Origin of the sequence: Flavobacterium sp. 9, from assembly GCF_002754195.1 — a bacterium.
Lineage (GTDB): Bacteria > Bacteroidota > Bacteroidia > Flavobacteriales > Flavobacteriaceae > Flavobacterium.
The window spans coordinates 5,692,703-5,711,217 of record NZ_PEEU01000001.1; the positions used below are offsets into that span (position 1 = coordinate 5,692,703).

The 18,515-nt window shown below is 32.7% G+C and carries 12 protein-coding genes; 10 read left to right on the forward strand and 2 right to left on the reverse strand.

The window, feature by feature from the left end; translation table 11 throughout:
* The first annotated feature begins 29 nt into the window (after nucleotides 1-29).
* Together CLU81_RS23780 and CLU81_RS23785 are read left to right on the forward strand one after the other, a co-directional pair.
* Nucleotides 30-728, forward strand: coding sequence for a DUF1826 domain-containing protein (locus tag CLU81_RS23780; RefSeq protein WP_099712101.1), 699 nt, complete (start codon nucleotides 30-32; stop codon nucleotides 726-728).
* Between the two features lie 268 nt (nucleotides 729-996).
* Nucleotides 997-2,025: a rod shape-determining protein gene (locus tag CLU81_RS23785; protein WP_099712102.1), complete on the forward strand. Its 1,029-nt coding sequence runs from the start codon at nucleotides 997-999 to the stop codon at nucleotides 2,023-2,025.
* Between the two features lie 126 nt (nucleotides 2,026-2,151).
* Here CLU81_RS23785 and CLU81_RS23790 read toward each other — a convergent pair whose 3' ends face one another.
* Complete coding sequence (locus tag CLU81_RS23790) at nucleotides 2,152-6,264, reverse strand: HYR domain-containing protein (RefSeq protein WP_144444552.1); 4,113 nt, start codon at nucleotides 6,262-6,264, stop codon at nucleotides 2,152-2,154.
* A 375-nt stretch (nucleotides 6,265-6,639) separates the two neighbouring features.
* On the opposite strand from CLU81_RS23790, the gene CLU81_RS23795 reads away from it, so the two are divergent.
* The 4 genes from CLU81_RS23795 to CLU81_RS23810 all read left to right on the forward strand — a co-directional run bounded on the left by CLU81_RS23795 (nucleotide 6,640) and on the right by CLU81_RS23810 (nucleotide 11,439).
* Nucleotides 6,640-7,356 carry a hypothetical protein gene (locus CLU81_RS23795; RefSeq protein ID WP_099712104.1) on the forward strand — a complete coding sequence of 239 codons (717 nt, stop codon included), beginning with the start codon at nucleotides 6,640-6,642 and terminating at the stop codon, nucleotides 7,354-7,356.
* Nucleotides 7,357-7,397: 41 nt separating this feature from the next.
* On the forward strand, nucleotides 7,398-8,117 hold the full coding sequence (locus CLU81_RS23800) for a hypothetical protein (protein ID WP_099712105.1): 720 nt from the start codon (nucleotides 7,398-7,400) through the stop codon (nucleotides 8,115-8,117).
* Between the two features lie 94 nt (nucleotides 8,118-8,211).
* Complete coding sequence (locus CLU81_RS23805) at nucleotides 8,212-8,559, forward strand: chitin binding peritrophin-A domain-containing protein (protein WP_099712106.1); 348 nt, start codon at nucleotides 8,212-8,214, stop codon at nucleotides 8,557-8,559.
* 84 nt (nucleotides 8,560-8,643) lie between these two features.
* On the forward strand, nucleotides 8,644-11,439 hold the full coding sequence (locus CLU81_RS23810) for a TonB-dependent receptor (protein ID WP_099712107.1): 2,796 nt from the start codon (nucleotides 8,644-8,646) through the stop codon (nucleotides 11,437-11,439).
* Between the two features lie 314 nt (nucleotides 11,440-11,753).
* Here the strand turns inward: CLU81_RS23810 and CLU81_RS23815 are convergent, their stop codons facing one another.
* A complete protein-coding gene (locus CLU81_RS23815) occupies nucleotides 11,754-12,182 on the reverse strand; it encodes a response regulator (protein ID WP_158235367.1) in 429 nt (142 codons plus the stop codon).
* A 587-nt stretch (nucleotides 12,183-12,769) separates the two neighbouring features.
* Here CLU81_RS23815 and CLU81_RS23820 point away from each other — a divergent pair.
* From CLU81_RS23820 to CLU81_RS23835, 4 genes are all read left to right on the forward strand, one after another.
* Nucleotides 12,770-14,353 (forward strand): hypothetical protein, encoded by a 1,584-nt coding sequence (locus tag CLU81_RS23820; protein ID WP_144444554.1) that lies wholly within the window; start codon nucleotides 12,770-12,772, stop codon nucleotides 14,351-14,353.
* Nucleotides 14,354-14,355: 2 nt separating this feature from the next.
* Nucleotides 14,356-15,252 carry a hypothetical protein gene (locus CLU81_RS23825; RefSeq protein WP_099712110.1) on the forward strand — a complete coding sequence of 299 codons (897 nt, stop codon included), beginning with the start codon at nucleotides 14,356-14,358 and terminating at the stop codon, nucleotides 15,250-15,252.
* A gap of 2 nt (nucleotides 15,253-15,254) precedes the next feature.
* Nucleotides 15,255-16,325: a S8/S53 family peptidase gene (locus tag CLU81_RS23830; RefSeq protein ID WP_099712111.1), complete on the forward strand. Its 1,071-nt coding sequence runs from the start codon at nucleotides 15,255-15,257 to the stop codon at nucleotides 16,323-16,325.
* A gap of 82 nt (nucleotides 16,326-16,407) precedes the next feature.
* A complete protein-coding gene (locus CLU81_RS23835) occupies nucleotides 16,408-18,339 on the forward strand; it encodes a hypothetical protein (protein WP_144444555.1) in 1,932 nt (643 codons plus the stop codon).
* Nucleotides 18,340-18,515 lie beyond the last annotated feature (176 nt).

Genomic DNA, 18,515 nt, shown 5'->3' on the forward strand with positions numbered 1-18,515 from the left:
ACGAAGTAACGAACTTCTTGATATATACTATGAGCAATACATTTTCTGACAACAGCCAAATAGGATTAGTTTCTACTTTCTCTGAGCTTATAAATACCGATTTCAAAGGAGAAATGAATGCGCTATGTTGGCACAGAAAATTGGATGGCGATTTTAATGAGATCGTAGCTCAACTATCTCTGGAAGATAATATTACAGAAGTTTGTCCCGAAGATCTAATCGCGCTCCAACTATCCGAAAAAGGAAATATAGCAAGGGAAATAATCTTAAACGATTTACAATTATTAGCGGATTTTGGCGCTTCGCCTTCTCTTAATTTACTAAAGTGTTATGAACGTGATGACGAATTTGATTTCATATCGACTGATGTGTATTCGTTTCATGTTGATCGTTCGCCTATTGCAACAGATACTTTTTTATGTACTTATCACGGAGCTGCAAGTGATATTGTTTCTAATTCGGAAGCAGAACAAAAAGTCCTGATTCCGGAAATTCGCGCAAAGCTAAAAGAACTGCATGATGGACCAGCAGAAGAATTCGAAGACTTTTTGAAGGAAAATTATTTTGATTTGCATTATCAGTTAAATACAGATGCAAAACCTGTTAATCTAGGTTTAGGACATCTTTGGCGACTTGCTGTAGATCATCCAAAACAAGAAGTTTTGCCTTGTATTCATAGAGCACCAGTAGAAAATGAAGGAGAATATAGGTTGTTGTTGATTTGTTAAGGAAATAAATTTTAAGGATTACAACCTTCTTATATCCTGATGATTTCAAATGAACACAAAGTAGTACTTCTGTTTTTTTAATCAACTACCTGACAAAGAAAAAATCAGACTCATTGAGCATAAAATCTCATTAACAAAATAATACATTTGGTTGGCTTTGATTAGTTTTTTCTCCAAAATATTTGGCAGAAAGCAAGAACCGTAGTGAAATTTTCGTCTTTTTAGAGAATAAAGCAGTAACAAAAGCGTTCTTAAATAAAACTATATTATGGGCTTATTTGATTTTATGATAGTGGAAATAGCTATGGATTTGGGAACAGCTAATACTTTAATAATTTATGATGGAAAAATCGTAGTAGACAGTCCGTCAATTGTGGCAAGGGATATTAGAAATGGAAAAATTATTGCTGTAGGTAAAGAAGCTAGTTTAATGCAGGGTAAAACACACGAAAATATTAAAACAATCCGACCGCTAAAAGATGGGGTTATTGCAGATTTTGATGCCTCGGAGAAAATGATCAGCTGGTTTATAAAAAATATACCAGAATTAAAGAAGAACTTTTTTACGCCTGCACTGCGAATGATTGTATGTATTCCTAGTGGTATAACGGAAGTAGAAATGAGAGCTGTAAAGGAGTCTTGCGAAAGAGTTAATGGTAAAGAAGTATTTTTAATTCATGAGCCTATGGCAGCTGCTATTGGAATGGGGCTTGATGTTATGCTTCCTCAAGGAAACATCATTGTAGATGTTGGAGGAGGAACTACCGAAATTGCCGTTATTGCTCTTGGAGGTATAATTTGTGACAAATCGATAAAAATTGCCGGTGATGTTTTTACCAATGATATATTGTATTACATGAGAACACATCATAATTTGTATATTGGAGAGGCGTCTGCAGAGGCAATAAAAATTGATGTTGGAGCTGCTATGGAAGAACTTGAAATGGCTCCTGATGACATAACGGTTCGCGGAAGAGATCTTCTTACCGGAAAACCTAAGGAGGTACACGTTAGTTATCGTGAAATTGCAAAAGCTTTAGATAAATCAATACAAAGAATTGAAGATGCTATTATGGTGACGCTTTCATTGACGCCGCCAGAACTTGCTGCCGACATTTATAATGCAGGATTGTATCTCGCAGGTGGAGGAGCACTGTTGCGCGGTCTCGATAAAAGGATATCTCAGAAAACAGAATTACCCGTATTCATTGCAGAAGACCCTTTAAGAGCGGTGGTTAGAGGCACGGGAATTGTTTTAAAAAACATATCTAAATATAAAAGTGTACTTATAAAATAGATCGATTTTGTCGCGTCTGTTTTAGATAAAACTTAGCTATGAATGCGAAGGAATCTAACATTACAGAACAAAAAAATGCCGGACTCTTCAAAAGAATCCGGCATTTTTAATATAAAGTAAGTTATTCTATTTCTTGATGATTTTATTAATAGATAGTATTTTGTTACCACTACTTAAAGTGTAAATATAAATACCTCTCCAAAGACGACTTATATCTATTTGCACTGTGTTTTCAGTTGCGTTTCCTGTTATTTCTACTGGTGCAACAACTTGAAATCCGAAGATATCATACAATTTTATCGTCATATTTTTTGGTTTGTCTGCTTTAACCGTAAAATTGACAAAGTCAGTTGCAGGATTAGGATATGCTTTTATCGAAACTCCTCCGTTTGGTTCACAATCTGGCGGTAAATTTTTCACAATATTTACAGTAAAAGAACAGCTGGTTGTGTTTCCTGCTGCATCAACTACTTTGAAAGTATTGGTTGTAATACCCATTGGAAAAACACTTCCTGATGCCAATCCTGATGTTTGTGTAACAGTAATACTTGAACAGTTATCAGTTGCTAAAGGAATTGAATAGGTTACTTTTGCACCATTTAATCTATTATCTTTTTTCTGGATAATGTTTTCCGGACAGCTTATTATTGGTAGTTCTGTGTCTTTTACAATTACATTAAATGAAGTTGTTGCTGTATTTCCAGATGCATCCGTTACTTTAAATGTATTGGTTGTTGTTCCAACCGGGAATACATTACCTGAAGTTAATCCTGCAGTTTGAACAGTAGTTGCTCCCGGAAAATTATCAGTTCCTACTGGAGCTACATAGTTAATTTTTGCTCCGCAAATTCCTGTATCATTGCTTTGCGTTATTGTTGCAGGTGCTATAATAACAGGTAATTTTGTGTCAGTTATGGTTATTGACTGATTAACATCAGCGGCAGCTAAATAATATTCGTTTCCTAATTGAGAAGCCGTAATTGTTACAGTTCCTGCGCTAATTATTTGGATTTTTCCATTAATAATTTTTGCAATAGCTTCATTAGAACTTACGTAAGTAACCGCTAAACCAGATGTGGCTGTAGCATTTAGATCATAAGATGTAGCTTCTGTAATGGTAACAGGAGGGAAGTTGATGCTTTGAGCTGCTTTCTTAAAATCAAAACGTGCAATAACAGGCCCGTGATCAGATGTTGTGTTTACATAATTTGCAATATCCAAACGTGGATCATAAACAGCAACAGAATTTGGAATGTACTCGTTTGTCAGTTCATTAGAAATAATAATGTGATCTAGAAAACCTCCGGAAGCTAAGTAGCTATAAGCGCCAGCTTTACTAATTTCTAAAGTTAAAGCATTATAACGAGCAGTATCTTCGACTATTTTTTGATACGAAGAAGGATTTGGAGTAATAACAGATACATCGACATCATCATTATAATCTCCCAGAATCATAAAGTTTGCATTAGGATATTCTACATCTAAACTATCCTTTAACAATTCAGCGTCGTACTTACGCATATTGTATTTCGAAATATCAGTTCCGCTATTGGCACGACCATGAAGATCAATAATGTTCAATTCTTTTTTAACTCCGTTAATATTGGTTTCAATATTTACTAAATACGGCAAACGTCCTGAGGCAAAGAAACTAGAACTATTTCCTCCCGGATAATTAGGTAAACTGGTATTTCCTGCACGAATATTATCGTACAAAGCGTTAAACATAACACGGGTTTTGTTTACTTTAGTTGTTTGTGTATTGTAAATAACAACTAGTTTTTGAGGAGGGAAAAGAGGATCCGGTGGCGAAAATGAATAAGACCACGCTGGAGAAATACTTTTGTCAAATGTTTTGCCATTAATGCTTATTTTTTGAATCAAAGATTCCAATGCAGCCTCATCAGATACTTCCTGAACTACATAAACATCGGCATTTAATTTATTCATTACTTTGGCTACATTCTCAACTTGCAAAGCATCGTCAATTGGACCAAATTCTCCGCTTGTTCCAACTACATCACTTCCAAAAAACTCTAAGTTGTAACTTACAATATCGAAAGTTTCAGATTTTGGAAAAGAAGAACCTGCAAAATGACCAATTTGCTGGTTTAATCCTGTAGATGTAACAGTCAATGAGCCTTCTAAACTTAATGCTTTTACTGAAGGTGCAAAACGGGCATAAATAGTTTTACCTGCTAATGCATCGTTTGCAGAAACAACAAGACTTGATTGAAAATTAGTATTGTCAAGCGATAATTGGAAATTGGATGGTGCTGAGATATTAAAATCACCATAACCTCCAGCCATGAAAACAAATGATTGACTATCTGAAGTTGAATTTGCGTTTGTTTCGCTAAAATTTAAATTAGGATTAGAAGCTAAAAATGTTGCTTCATTTGTAATACTTACATCATCTATTGTCCATTCGGCTGCATTGTCTGCACCTGCAGCGGTAGTTTCATATACCCAGGCAATATAAGTATTGTCAGATTTATAAGCACTTAAATTGATGAAACTAGAAGCCTTAAATACTCCTGTAGTCAAAGGGAAATCACCTTGAAGTTCTGTCCACGTTGCAGTTTCAGGGCTGCTTGTTCCGTCGTAATCAACAGAAACCATTAATTTTAAGTTTGGACCCGAATAGAATTTACGGGAATAAAATGATAATAATGGAAATTTATCGAAACTATCTAAATGTAATCTAGGTGAAATTAACCAATCTTTACTTGCTCCGTTTTCAGCGTAGCCATTTATTGATACTGCGGCTGGTGAACTATTAAAACGGCTCGTTGTACTAGCCCATTTAATTTTATCTCCTGCTACACTATAAGCAGTCCAGCCACTGTTTGTAAGTACATTTACATCATTAAAATTTTGAGTATAAGGATTGATCCCTGTACCAGTTAATAGTACCGTTTTAGTACTTGCTCCTGAAGTTTGATGGTCTATTTGTCCTGAAAAACTACCTGTTGCATTAGGCGTAAATCGCACATAAACCGTAGGAGTATTATTAGCATCAAAATCCAGAACATTAAAAACCAAAGAAGATTGGAAACTATCATTTGGATTTTTTGAAATTGTAAAATTATTAGAAGCAGTAACAGTAACGACATCATTAAGATTTTGTGCCTGAATTTGATAACTGCTTGTTTTTGATGCAAAATTTTGCTCTGAAAAACCAAAATCCAATGCTGTCTTTGTTGTCGATATTGAAGGTACTAAAACATTAGAGGTTTTTACATTCAGCTGATTACTGTCGGTTTGAATATTACCATAAGAATCTTCCGAAATAGCGTAAACAACATAATCAGTATCAATAGTTAAGTTGGAAATGCTTTTAGAATAAGCCAAAGTTTTATCGGTAATATCAAATATACCAGATTGTAAGGCGGTATTTCCATTAGCATCTAAACCTGATTTTATTTGAGAAGCACTTGGTTTTGAACTTCCGGAAGCTAATAATACAAAATACGTTTTTCCAATTTCGTTTAGTTGAACTGAAAAATCAAAACCATTGGATAGAATATTTTCTATTTTAGGATATCCATCAGCATAAGCAGGTGGCGTTGTGTCATTTTGAATCGTAATATTATCAATAGCAAAAGAAGGACGTGAGCCTGCTCCTGAGTTTTGCTTAGAAATCCATCTTAATTGTACAACCTGCTGATTGTCGCATTCAGCTGGTAAAATTACAGTGATAGTAACTGGATTTAAAGGAGAGGTAACTCCAGAAGTGGTTTGTTTAACAGTATTGCTTAAGTATGAAGTCGAAGGCAGGGTAGTAAAAATAGAAGAATCGCCTATTCGATATTGCAAAACCATTTCATTAATACGAGTGTTGGCAGTTCCGTCATAAGGATTACGAATTACCATCGCATCATATTGTACTACAATGCCCGACTTTGTCAATGTGTTAATTGCTAAACCAATTGTTAAGTCTAATGAACCGGAGTTTAAAAAACCAATTTTTCCATTATAATTATGAATATTACCGCTTGTAGTAGAAGCAGAGCTGCTAGCTGTTAAGGTTCGGTCTCCAACTAAGATGGCGTTCGTATTGTATGAACTTCCGGGAATTGTACTTGCTGTCCAACCCTGTAATCCCGAGGGATATGCGGTAGAGGTCGCTTCTAATAAAGAAAAATCTTGTACATATGGCAAATTTTGAGGTGCCGGAGATGTTCCTTGTGCAAATAAGGACATTGAGAAGCACCAAAAAAGACTTAAAAAAGCCATAAGATGGCGAGTTTGGTAAAAGTGTTTCATTTGTTAAGAAATAAGGTTGTTAGAATTCAAATTTAGGACCTTTAAAGTTAAGCTATTATTATAAAATTTATAAATTTATTGTCTTTATCTAAGAATTTTAAGATTAAAATTAATCAATTTATTCAGTAAATTAATCTTATTGATTAAAAAAACATGTAAGATTTGGAGGATAACAAATATTTGAATAATTAAATTTGATAATGAAGAAAAGGAAAAAGTAGAGAGAAATACTGGTAAAATTTACGGTTTTGCCACAATTGAGATTTATAAAGAGCGTATATATTTGTAAAAAATATATTACTGTTTTCAAGGTTTTTTACCTAACATATTACGCTGATTTAAAACATGAAAAAACTCCTGTATGTAATCTTTGCATCTTTTATTTTTATTACTTTTTTCTCGTGTACAGAGAAAAACACAATAAAGAAGTTAGACAAAAAAACGTCTGTCAGTGCGTTGATTCATCAAAATACTGAAAATCATCCTATTTTATTATTGATCAAAAATGATAAATGTGATGCTTGTAAAATTTTCTATAAGTACTTTGATGCAAACTTTGAAGCATTAGTTCTCCCTAAATTGCCAGAAGACACTCGGGTTTATCAAATTAGTATAAATGATTTTAACAGCAAAAATATGTGGCTGTTTCATGTGCTCGAAGGGTATTCTTTTCCTACAGTTCTCTATTTAGACAAGAATAATAACATTAAAAACATACACAAAGGAGCGGACTTATATGCTTTTAGCAGTTTTTTAGATAAAATAAATCAAGAGGAAACCAAAGAATTTATTTCAAGAGATTTAGAGAAAAAATCAACATTACTAAAAAGTTATATCGCTTTAGAAGAGGATCATTTTATCTCCAAATCAAATTTTAAGGAAATCTCAAAAATTAATCACGAAAGTCCCGGTTTTATGAGTGCACTCCTTGAAGGGTACTATTATAAATACAATAAAATTCATGTGGATAGAATTTTCTACATAAAAGAAATATTGCAAAAAAGTTTGAATAGTTCAAATCAATATTTCAAGATACATGAAAATCTTGTTAAAGAATTATAAAGTATTAACAGCATCAATTTACTGCTTAAAAAGATAAAAACTTGAAAAAATACAATTATTTGATACCATTTTTCTACGGCTTTCTTCTGTTATTTTCAATTTCGCTAAAAGCGCAAGTCATTGTTGATGGTGATCTCAGCGAATGGGGAGATAGTAAAAAAATGAAGTATGATAACGAAAACAACTTGTATTATGCTTTTAAAAAAGACAATCAGTTTCTTTACCTAAGCATATTAAAAAACAAAAATGCTTCCAAATTTAACGGAGGAGGTATACAGGTTTTTTTCTCTAATAAAGAAGCCGACACGACTGGTTTACAAGTGCTATTCGCTAATAGGGTTAAAGATACTGAGACTAACAAAAATCAAAAATACACACACGATTTTTTTTCGGTAAAAAATTTAAACGGAGTTTTAAACCAGCAGTTAGCAACTTACAATGAAACAGGTATTTTGGTAGAATGGAAAGTTACAGATATTCAGTATTTTGTAATAAGAAACGGAGTAGTGGATGAAATGGCGACTCCTGCCAATCCAAATGTTTTTACTGCCGAAATTCAAATTCCTTTAGCTTATTTACAAAAATACAATTTGGATAAAACCATTCATTTCGGAATCTCAATGCGGGGCCAAGCGTACAATTTTAAGATGCCCTGGTCGTCTGTAGTGGGTGGAGGCAATAAAAGCACCAGCCAAAAAGAGTTTTTGGATAAAATGACACCAACTTCCTTTTTTGGATCGATTGATTTAAACGAATTATAAATGCTAATTAATCGTAAGTAAGCAATCGTATAATCTCAGGCAATTTAAAATACAATTCAAAAAGAATTTAATAAGTAACCTTAAAAATGTAAATATGAAAAAAAACATGCTCTCACTTTTATTATTTATTTGCGTAACAGCTTCTTCATTAGCGCAATATACACCGCAAGAATGGTTTTTAAGAATTCACGATACGGGACGGTTTGTTTCTGGAGCAATTTATTTTGCAAGCGCCTGTAGAGGATATGAAAAAGATGGTGCCATATTGAAAAATTCTACAAATCCATTTTCATTCTATTTCTGCGACAATTCTGATTTTACAACCAATGTGATGGGATGTCCTAATGGCCTAGCTTTTAATCCCTCGATACTAGGTTGTGATTATCGCTCGAATATTGATCTTTCTGAATATCCTAATTTTCCTTGGGAAGAGTATCCATAATACATTAAAAAAACCTGCTATTAAAATATATCATAGCAGGTTTTTTCTCTCTTCTATTAAAATATATTTTCCAAATAAAATTACATGTTTAAAAAACAACTTTACAGATCTTTTATTATAAGAAAGACTAATTTCAATCTACTTTTTATAGTAATCGGTTTTCTTTTTAGTAATGCAAATTTAACAGCTCAAACAACTCCCTCTACTGTGCGAAATGTAACTGGCATACTTCGTGATTCGTTAAACAAACCTATAAGTGGTGCAGATATTCGATTGATTTCGGCAAAAGACACATTAAAAGCGACAACTAATATTTACGGATTTTTTGGTTTTGCAAAAGTTCGTTCTGCTGATTTTCTTATAAGTGTAAAAGCATTAGGGCATCAATCGTTCAACCGAAAGTACTTTAATAACGATACCAAAACACTGATTAATTTGCCGCCTATTCAGCTAGGAATAAAAGAAGAACAGCTGGAAAATGTTACTATTACCCGCTTGAAAGGACCCGCGATAAAAGGTGATACCACTGAGTTTTGGGCTAAAGATTATATTGTTCGGGATTTTGCACGGCTTGAAGATTTGTTAAAACGAATGGAAGGTGTACGAATTGATGCTAACGGAACTGTGTTTTATAATGATGAAGAGGTTGTGAAAACGCTTTTTAACGGTGCCCAATATTTTAACGGATCAGTTAGAGAGGCCATTAAAGAATTACCTGCAGATATTATAGAACGTATTCAAATTATCGATATGGACGAATCGGGCAATGCTTCCAAAAAGCTGAAAACCGATAAGTCTGTCAAAGTATTAAACATTGTAACCAAAGCCGATAAATCTGCCGGAAAAATGCTTGATTTTACTGGCGAAGGTGGATCACAATCCAGAATTCGTGCAGCGGCAAGTATAAAAAATATTGATGAATCCAATCAATTTTCGGCATATGGAGATTATCAGCAAGAACCTTTAGGCATCAGGAACACGACAGTTCCCGGTTCATTGGCGAAGCAAAATTTTATTTTAATGCGCACAAATTCTGAAGGTATGAATGGGCGGTTAAAAAACATGAACGCCGGAATTGCAAAGAATTTTAAATTTAAAAATACAAACTTATTTAGTGATTTAAGATATTCTCGTACTATCAATAAAAATACTGCTAAATCAATTGGCGAAAATTATTATGAAGATGGTAATTTGTACAAAGAAACAGTTAGAGAATCTACATCTGAAAATGGTAATCTAAATTTGACCAATAATTTTGTCTCTAATTTTAAAAATAACAGCAGCCTTGTTGGGGCCCTCGCTGTGACTATTGGTACAAATGACTCAAATTCGTCCAATAAAAGTCTTCAATCAGGGTTAATTGATAATTTTGAAGATGCAAATTCTGCAGTAAATTCCAAAAAACTTGCCTACAATTTCAATACGCAATATCGTACTAATATTAATCAAAATTTATCTTTTAATCTTTGGTTAATAAGTGCTTACAATGCCAATAGATCAAAAAATAATTCGATTACCAATATTTACAAAGACACATTAAATTTTATTGCCGCTGATAGTACGCTGCATCAATTTAAAAATATTAAAAGCAGGGGTTTTGTAAATTCGATCAAAAATGAATTGAATTGGAATTACAATAAACAATTGAAATTTAAAGCAAATCTTAATTTCGACAGCAATGCTAATTTAAATGATACCAATACTTCGATAGCCGAAAATGAATCTATTAGCTATGATCCTACTTTGAGTTATTTCCAAAAAGATGTAACATATCAGATTCCTATTTCCTTTAAAACGGAATATGCTCTGAAAAATGGTTTAACGATATCTCCTGTTTTTGGAATGAGAAATAATTGGATAAAAGGAGAAATTGGGCTCGAAAAAAACAAAGTAAGCCGCTACGACTTACTGCCCGAAACTGCGTTTGATGTTGCATATAATAATAGTGCGTTTGGACAATTACGCATTTTAGTTTCTCAAAATTTTAGACAGCCTTCATTAAATGCACTAAATCCTGTACCAAATAATGCAACTCCTTACTATACAACTATTGGAAATCCTAATTTAAAAAATTCAGAAATACTAAATTATAACATTACATACTCCAAATTTTTTAGAAGTCTCCAGCTTAATACCTCAATAAGGTTTTTATCCATGGCTTCTAAAAACGGCGTTGGAGCTGTAACAAGTACGATTGTAGATCCTGATAAAAATACACTTACAACGGTTAATACTTTTGCTAATATTGATGGTCAGAAATCGAGGATGATAAATTTTAATTTTGGAAAAAGCTTATCCATATTTGATTCGAATATTCAACTAAATGGTTATATTTCACAATCTGATAATCCATATTTTCTAAATGAAGCGCTCGAAATGCGAAAATCAACAATGCAAAACTGGAAGGCTGATTTTATGTTTCATCCCAAAAAATGGTTAGAAATTACAACAACATTAGAATATTTATCTCAGGTAGACCGAAATTCTGCGTCTCCGGTCAAGACTTTCAATCAATTGTTTAAGGGCAATTTAAACCTAAATCTATATTTTGCTAAAACCTGGAATATGAATTTTTATTTAGAGCAAAATATAAATCATACTTCAAATAGTGAGCAAAAAATGACTCCATTTGTTTTAAATATGAATATCGAAAAACGAATTTTTAAGAAAGAAAACGGAATTATCAGTTTTGTTATAATGGATTTGACAAAACAAAATTATCTTGTAAACTATACTAGTTCTGATAACGGATATCAACAAAGTCTGACGAACAGAAATAGTAATTATTTTTTACTTCAATTTTCCTGGCAGCCGCAAATGTGGGGCAAAAGCCAATTTGATAACGGACAAGGAAGAAAAGGTAATGGCAGCTTTAAATGAGAAAATGGGAAAATGAAATATTAAAAATCAATAATTTTAGTTTAATTCAAATTGTTGATTTTTAATGTGTTATTTGGCGTTTTTTAAAAGGTTGTAATCTTATATAAAACCTTCTTTTCTAACTTTATCCAGTAATGATTCATCGCTTTTTACATTAAAAAGTTCTTTTATTTTACTTTTTCGTTTTTCTATAGCGCTTAACGATAAAGGAATAAATTTCACGAGGTTTTTTGTTCTCACACCTTGAGAAAGGTTCTGCAGAATTTTGAAATCTAATTCATCAAGAATAAAAGTTTGCTTTTCGGCGATAATTTTTAAAGCTTTACTGTCAGGCTATAAAATGAATTACCTGCAAGAACAACATCTAGCGCTTCCAGAATGATCTCGGGCGTGGCATCTTTTTTAATTAATAAAGCATGAAAGGGAATGTTTTTTAAAATAGAAAACATCTTTGCTTTATTTTCGGATATTTCCAATATAATTTTGGTCTTAGGAAACTTGCTTCTTATCAAAATAGTTAGTCTCTCTCCTGATATATGTAAATTATCATTTGAAGAGGATAATTCAAAATCAATGAAAACCACATCAAAGTTGTTGCTGTTTAAAATCACCAGAGCTTCACCATAAGACTTAACAATATGTGAGTTTATTTCGTAATTATTATTATCGAAAAAAATTCTTTTGTAAGCTTCTGTAATAATTGGATGGTCGCCAATTATTAGAATGTTTAATTCCTTTTTCAAAAATTGTCTTAGATTAGAATTGATGTATAGTAGTTGATAGTTATATAGTAAGTATCAAAAAAGGTATTAATCCCCTAGTTGAATTGGTGTTTTTTATAAGTTATTTTTTACCGGACAGAAAAAAATGCCCAAGATCCTGGATTTGACCTGGTAACGTTCTGCATTTATTTAATCAAAATGCTCGATACCGTTAGGCTAATGAAAGAAAGAGGCGTTGAGAAAATCAAGAAAGGAATCAGATTGTTTCTGTAACAGTTTTTTTGCTTATCCCGCCTTTAAAAATACGATATTATAAAAGCTTCAATATCGATTTTTTTTGGCTATTATATTTACCATTTTGCAAAACAGGTGTTTTTACGTTGTAGTATATTATTTATTTTTTTTAACTTTGATTTATTTTTAATTATCTGATTTTTAGATTTTTAACTAGTTTTGTTGATTTAGATATTATGTAAGAAAGAGTACTGGATTCGGTGTTTTTTTGACATATTTTCATTTAGTTGAACAAATACTATTAATCAGGTTTGTTTACAATTCTGATCGCATTCACAAAAGTTGACATTTATAAATATCTAAATATTATCGATATGATAAATAATGTAGCCCTCGATGTTTTTATTGGACTTACTTTCATTTTTTTACTGTATAGTCTTTTAGCAACAATAATTCAGGAAATGATTGCTGTAAGATTTTCTTTTAGAGCAAAACTGCTCGAGAAAGCCATTCTTAGAATGTTGGAAGATGGTAAAACAAAGGTAGGATGGTCCTCTTTTATTGATGATAGGATATATGGAACACTTCATTTGTTTGGAGTAGTGAACATACTCAAAAACAAGCAAGTGGCAGTTTGGTTTTATTCGCATCCATTAATTAAATATCTGGCAGAAGATAACTACTACAGTAAGCCTGCTTATTTGACAGCAGCTAACTTTTCGAAAGTAATTATCGATTTATTAAAAGGTTTTAATCAGCCCGAATCACAAGCGGTACAAACCATTAATCAATCGATAATAAATGGTACAATTTACAAATTACCCATTAGCAACAAAAATGCTCAGGCAGATAAGTCAAATCCAGCTTTTAAACTATTAATTGAAGCAGATAATCTTCGGGAAGTTGATACAGATACTGCTTCTCAAACTATTGAAATAAATCCAAATACCGCTTTTTTTCTAAGATCACTTTGGCAGGAATCAGGTGCGGATATTGACATATTTAAATCAAAGCTGGAACAATGGTTCAACGATACAATGGAGAGAACAACGGGCTGGTATAGAAGATATACCAGAGTTGTGTTGTTTGTTATTGGTTTTATAATGGCTTGGAGTTTTAATCTGGACACAATTGCTATTCATAGAATTCTGAGCAAAGATAAAGTTGCAAGGGAACAGCTTGTTCAAATGGCTATTAAAGATCAGGGCAATTATGCTGAGGCTGTTGATAATATTCGAAATGGAACGCTGCCGCAAAATAAAACAGATCTTCAAAAAACATATGATATGGTAGCCAAGGATGCTAAGGAAGCTGAGAGTATTATGGGTTTAGGAAGACCGTGGAAGGATTCGTGTGCTACTTGTGAAAAGTATTTTAAATGTGATAAAAAAGTATCAGAAGTAAAGAAAAACATGAGCGCTTTACGAGAAAAAATTACATCAATTGAAACTTTTCTGGTAACAATTAGTAGTTACGATAAACAATTAAAAGACAAAGAGTCATTGTTATTAAAACCAGCTTTTAAAGATAGTATTGACAAACTGAATAAAGACATTAAAGAGTTAAAAAAACAGAAAGATTCGGTAAGTAAAAAAATAGAAAAAAATAGTCTTGATAGCTTAACAACGTTCAAAGACACTTTGAATAAAATGACTGTTTTAAGCGCGCGATGTCCCAAGATACAAGATGCTAAATGGCTGCAGTATAGTTCCTATCAAAAAGGAGAATTAGAAACTATTATAGGCTGGCTGATAACAGCATTAGCGGTCACTTTGGGCGCTCCGTTTTGGTTTGATCTTCTTAGTAAGTTAATCAGTGTTCGTGGTGTTGGATCTAAGGCTTCTACAAATACAGATCCTGATTCGACAGGAGGAAAACCAAATGGAACAGGTTCAAATTCTAATAGTACAAGTCCGGTAACAATTATTAATAATTCAGGTGAGGAGGCTGTTGGTTAATTATGGCACAATTAAAAGTAATCGTAAATAAGTTGAATAAAAGAACAGGTCCGATAACTGATTTTAATGATAAATCAAATATCAAAGGAGCGGTTTTCAAGGGGCACATATTCGATGCAGAAGAAAAGCTAACAAATATTCTGGGTAAATGGTACTGCGATCAAAACGGATATTATTATTGGGGAGGAGGAATTAGCATTATTTCGTTGTCTCCAATAAACAATATTCCACCTGTAGCTAATACGCAAGCAGGGAAAGCGGTTATTGTATTACCAAAAGCCCCGCCGAAAGATTTACCGCTAAATGAAACACTATGTTTGAAGGTAGCAAGGTGGATGGAAACTCATTTTGGGGCTAAATGCGAAACCGCTGTAGCGAATACACCTTTTACAAAACAGCTACTTTATGCAATTGTCTGTAAAGAAACTGCTATTTATATCTATAAATGGATCGATGAATATACACCCGAAGAGATATTAGGCTTTTGTGTTTTTGACGCCAGTGGTGATGCTAATGGAACCCGAAAAGCGTTTCCTAAAAATACCGCTGCTTTTGTTGAAAAATATGGACAAACGTTGGCAGACAAACTTATCAAAGAAGCTAATAAAACAAGAGCAATAAGAGGTTTGGGACCAAAACAGTGGGTATATGCAGGTTATGGGCTTTTTCAATATGATTTACAGCATATCTTAACAGATCAAATTTTTTTCGAACAAAAACGATGGTATTTTATCGATGATTGTATGGATAGGGTTATAAAGGAACTTATGAGCAAATGGAAAAACAATCCCAATGATCTCTTTCACACCATCAAAGCTTATAATGGCAGCGGAGTAATGGCCGAAAATTATGCCAATAGTGTTTTGCAGTTTCTTAACTGGATTAATAAAGGGACATAATTATGAAACTAGTAGTTACAGCAAATAAACTCAACGTCCGCAAAACTCCCGTAATTGATTTTGCGAAGAAAAGTAATATTGTAGGGGTTATTGTAAAAGATTCTATTCATGAAAGTACCGAGCAACATGAAAACATTTTAGGAGTTTGGCATAAAATAGATGATGGTTGGGTAAATGAGAAGTGGTTAAGTGAAGATAAAACTCTGGAAAATATCAATTGGTGGTTTGATAAATATAAAATACCCGATTGGTGGACTTTAACTAAAGGTGAAGATGTACTTGTATCAGTTTTTGATTCTGGTATTGATACAAAAAATAAATACATAAACACCAAAATTGATTTTGAACTAAGTAAAAATTACTGGAATAATAATAATGACATAACGGATTTATACTTTCATGGTACTCATTGTTCTTCGCTGATAGTAGCGGATACGTATAATACTTTCTCAGGGATTGCACCAGAGGCAAGGATTTCTGTGATAAAAATTACAAACAAGGGAAGTATTTTAAATAGTGTAATTGCAAAAGCATTAAGGGATATTATTATTAATCCAAGTATAGATATAATATCAATTTCTCTTCAAATTGAAACAGCCAATGACGAATTAATTTTATTATTTAAGGAAGCTGTAACAAAATATAATAAAATCATAGTTTGCTCAATAGGGAATAACGCCGATAAAATACCTGTTGAACAAGATGTTTATCCGGCTAAATTGTCGCTTTCAATTCCCATTATTTCAGTGGGTTCACTAAATTCTTTGGAAGAGTTTTCAGAATTAAACTATTTATTCCCTGCAACTATTTTTTGTCCCGGAGAGGATATTTATTCTTTCAATGCCTCTCAGGTATTAGTTAAGGAATCAGGTACAAGCCAATCTACAGCAATAATGTCAGGAATCATTTCCTTAATTATATCAAGGCTAAAGCAAAAGAATAAACAAGTTTTACCCGAACTTATAAAGGAGATGATTTCATCTTCCACAAGAAAAGAGAAATCTGAGAAATATGATATAACATACAACAAACTTGACATGGATCTTCTTTTCGAAACCCTAAAATCTATTTAATTCAATATTTATGGAACTTAAAAAATCTTTATTACTCCTTTTATTCTTAGTTTTTTCTTCCTTGGTTTTTTGTCAAAAAAAAATGCCTTCAAGAAGCATATATTATGATGCAAAATTTATAAGAGAACATTTAGATCCTGATCATAATATCTTTGATGGTGACTCTATCAAGAGTATATTGAAACAATATTTTCCAGCACAAGGCTTTACAGATGCTCTACAGAAAAATCCATTTCTAAAAGAATATGTTCCGGATGGATATACTGCATCTTTTACATCAGGTTTACTTAAAAACACTATTAACCAAGTTGGCGGTCTCGACGTAACAAACTTTGCAGACGGACTTGCCAAATTTTTGGTAGAACGCAGCAAAGAGGAGCTAAACGTTGCTTTTTTTAGAAAATTTCAAGATTTTCTAAAAAAATATCCTGAAGCAAGAATTGTTTTTCCCACTACTGTAAGTGTCATAAATAATATAGCAGCCTATAATTATGCTGCAATGTTACCTGCTTTGAGAGCTTCGTTTCAAAAAGATTTGAATGCTATTAGTTCCAATCTTCTTAGTTTACGTGATACGTCTAACTATGATGGTTATGATACCGATGATATAATAAAAGTGCGGGCAGATGCCATATCTCATTTTTTAAATGATAGTATTTCTGGGAGATCTATCAGTGCTGCAATAATTACTGCCGATGAAATCATTAAAGGCACTAATACTGCCGACATTATAGATCAGATTGCAAATGATAAAGCATGTGAACCTGAAGATAATTTTTCGAATGCAATTTTGTTTGTTAATTTAATCTCAAAATCTTTAAGAAGTACTGAAGATCATCAGGTTTGGATTACAAAGCAACAAGTTAACGACTTAGTAAAAGATGAAATTGCATTAAGAATCTATTTCGGATTGCTTTATGAAGCAGATAAGAATAGCAGTCGTCCGGTTACCTTTACAACGCTATCATTTACATTACAAAGTTTTTTAACAGAGTTAAATACAAAATGGAATGATCCGGCTGGTCGTAAATTTATTGGATCGTTTAGAAATCTTGCTCTAAAAGCGAGTAGCGTGGCAGATAATACAAAAAGTATTATGGCTATAACACAAAAAAGTGAACAACCTTCAATAATACAATATGCCGAGTATGCATCTTCTATTTCTGATTTTCTAAAATTAACTGTTCAACTGCTTCCTAATAATGCAGCTATAGATTCTACTGCTTCAAAGTTAACTGCTGATATTAAAAAATTTGTAACGGTTATTGACGCTGCTACAAACTTGTGTTATGATATTAAATCACAAAACTACAGTGCGCTGATATTGCACACTTCGCTTTTGCTTCCTGAAATAAAAGGTATAAATCCTGAATTAAAAGAAAAATATATCAAATACGGAACTTTTATGGCCAATATTGTAGAAGCCAAAAGTTCTGACGAAGTTAAAGCAGCTATCGAAACAGCAGTATTGCCTGTAGGCAGTTCATCTATTAAGCGAGAAACAGATTTTAATATTTCATTGAATGCATACATAGGACCATTTGCCGGTTATGAGTATATGCCTACTCTTAAGAAGGAAGATCGATACGCTTTTTCATACGGAGTTACAGCTCCGGTAGGTATAGCTTTTAGTTGGGGAAACATTGGCAAATTTAAAAGCGATGGAAAACCTAACACAAGAGGGAAAGGCGATAATATTGTTGATGTGGGAGGTAAAAGTTTTACCATTTTTGTTCCCTTAATAGACGTTGGTGCTGTAGCCGCGTTTAGAGCTGGAGATGATGGCAGTAAAGTTGCTTCTGAGGTTACGCTCTCTAATATTATTTCACCAGGTTTATATTTTTATTTAGGCTTTGGAAAATGTCCGATATCGCTTGGTGTAGGCGCACAATTAGGTCCGCAATTAAGAGAAGTTACAGCAACCGATATCAATGTAGATAAGAATTATTATGTAAGATATGGTTTAAATCTCGTTGTAGATATTCCTTTTTTTAATTTATATACGCAAAATTAATTCTGGTTTTCGGGTAAAAGTATTCGAGTAAATACATTGCTGTTTTTATTTGTTTTGCCTTTGCAAAGACAAATAAATATTTCTTTGGCATAATGCATGCTTTGTAGGATTCCTTTTTTAACTTATATTCGCTGTTTATACATTTGTGGGTATATTTTACTCGCTTAAAAATTTAA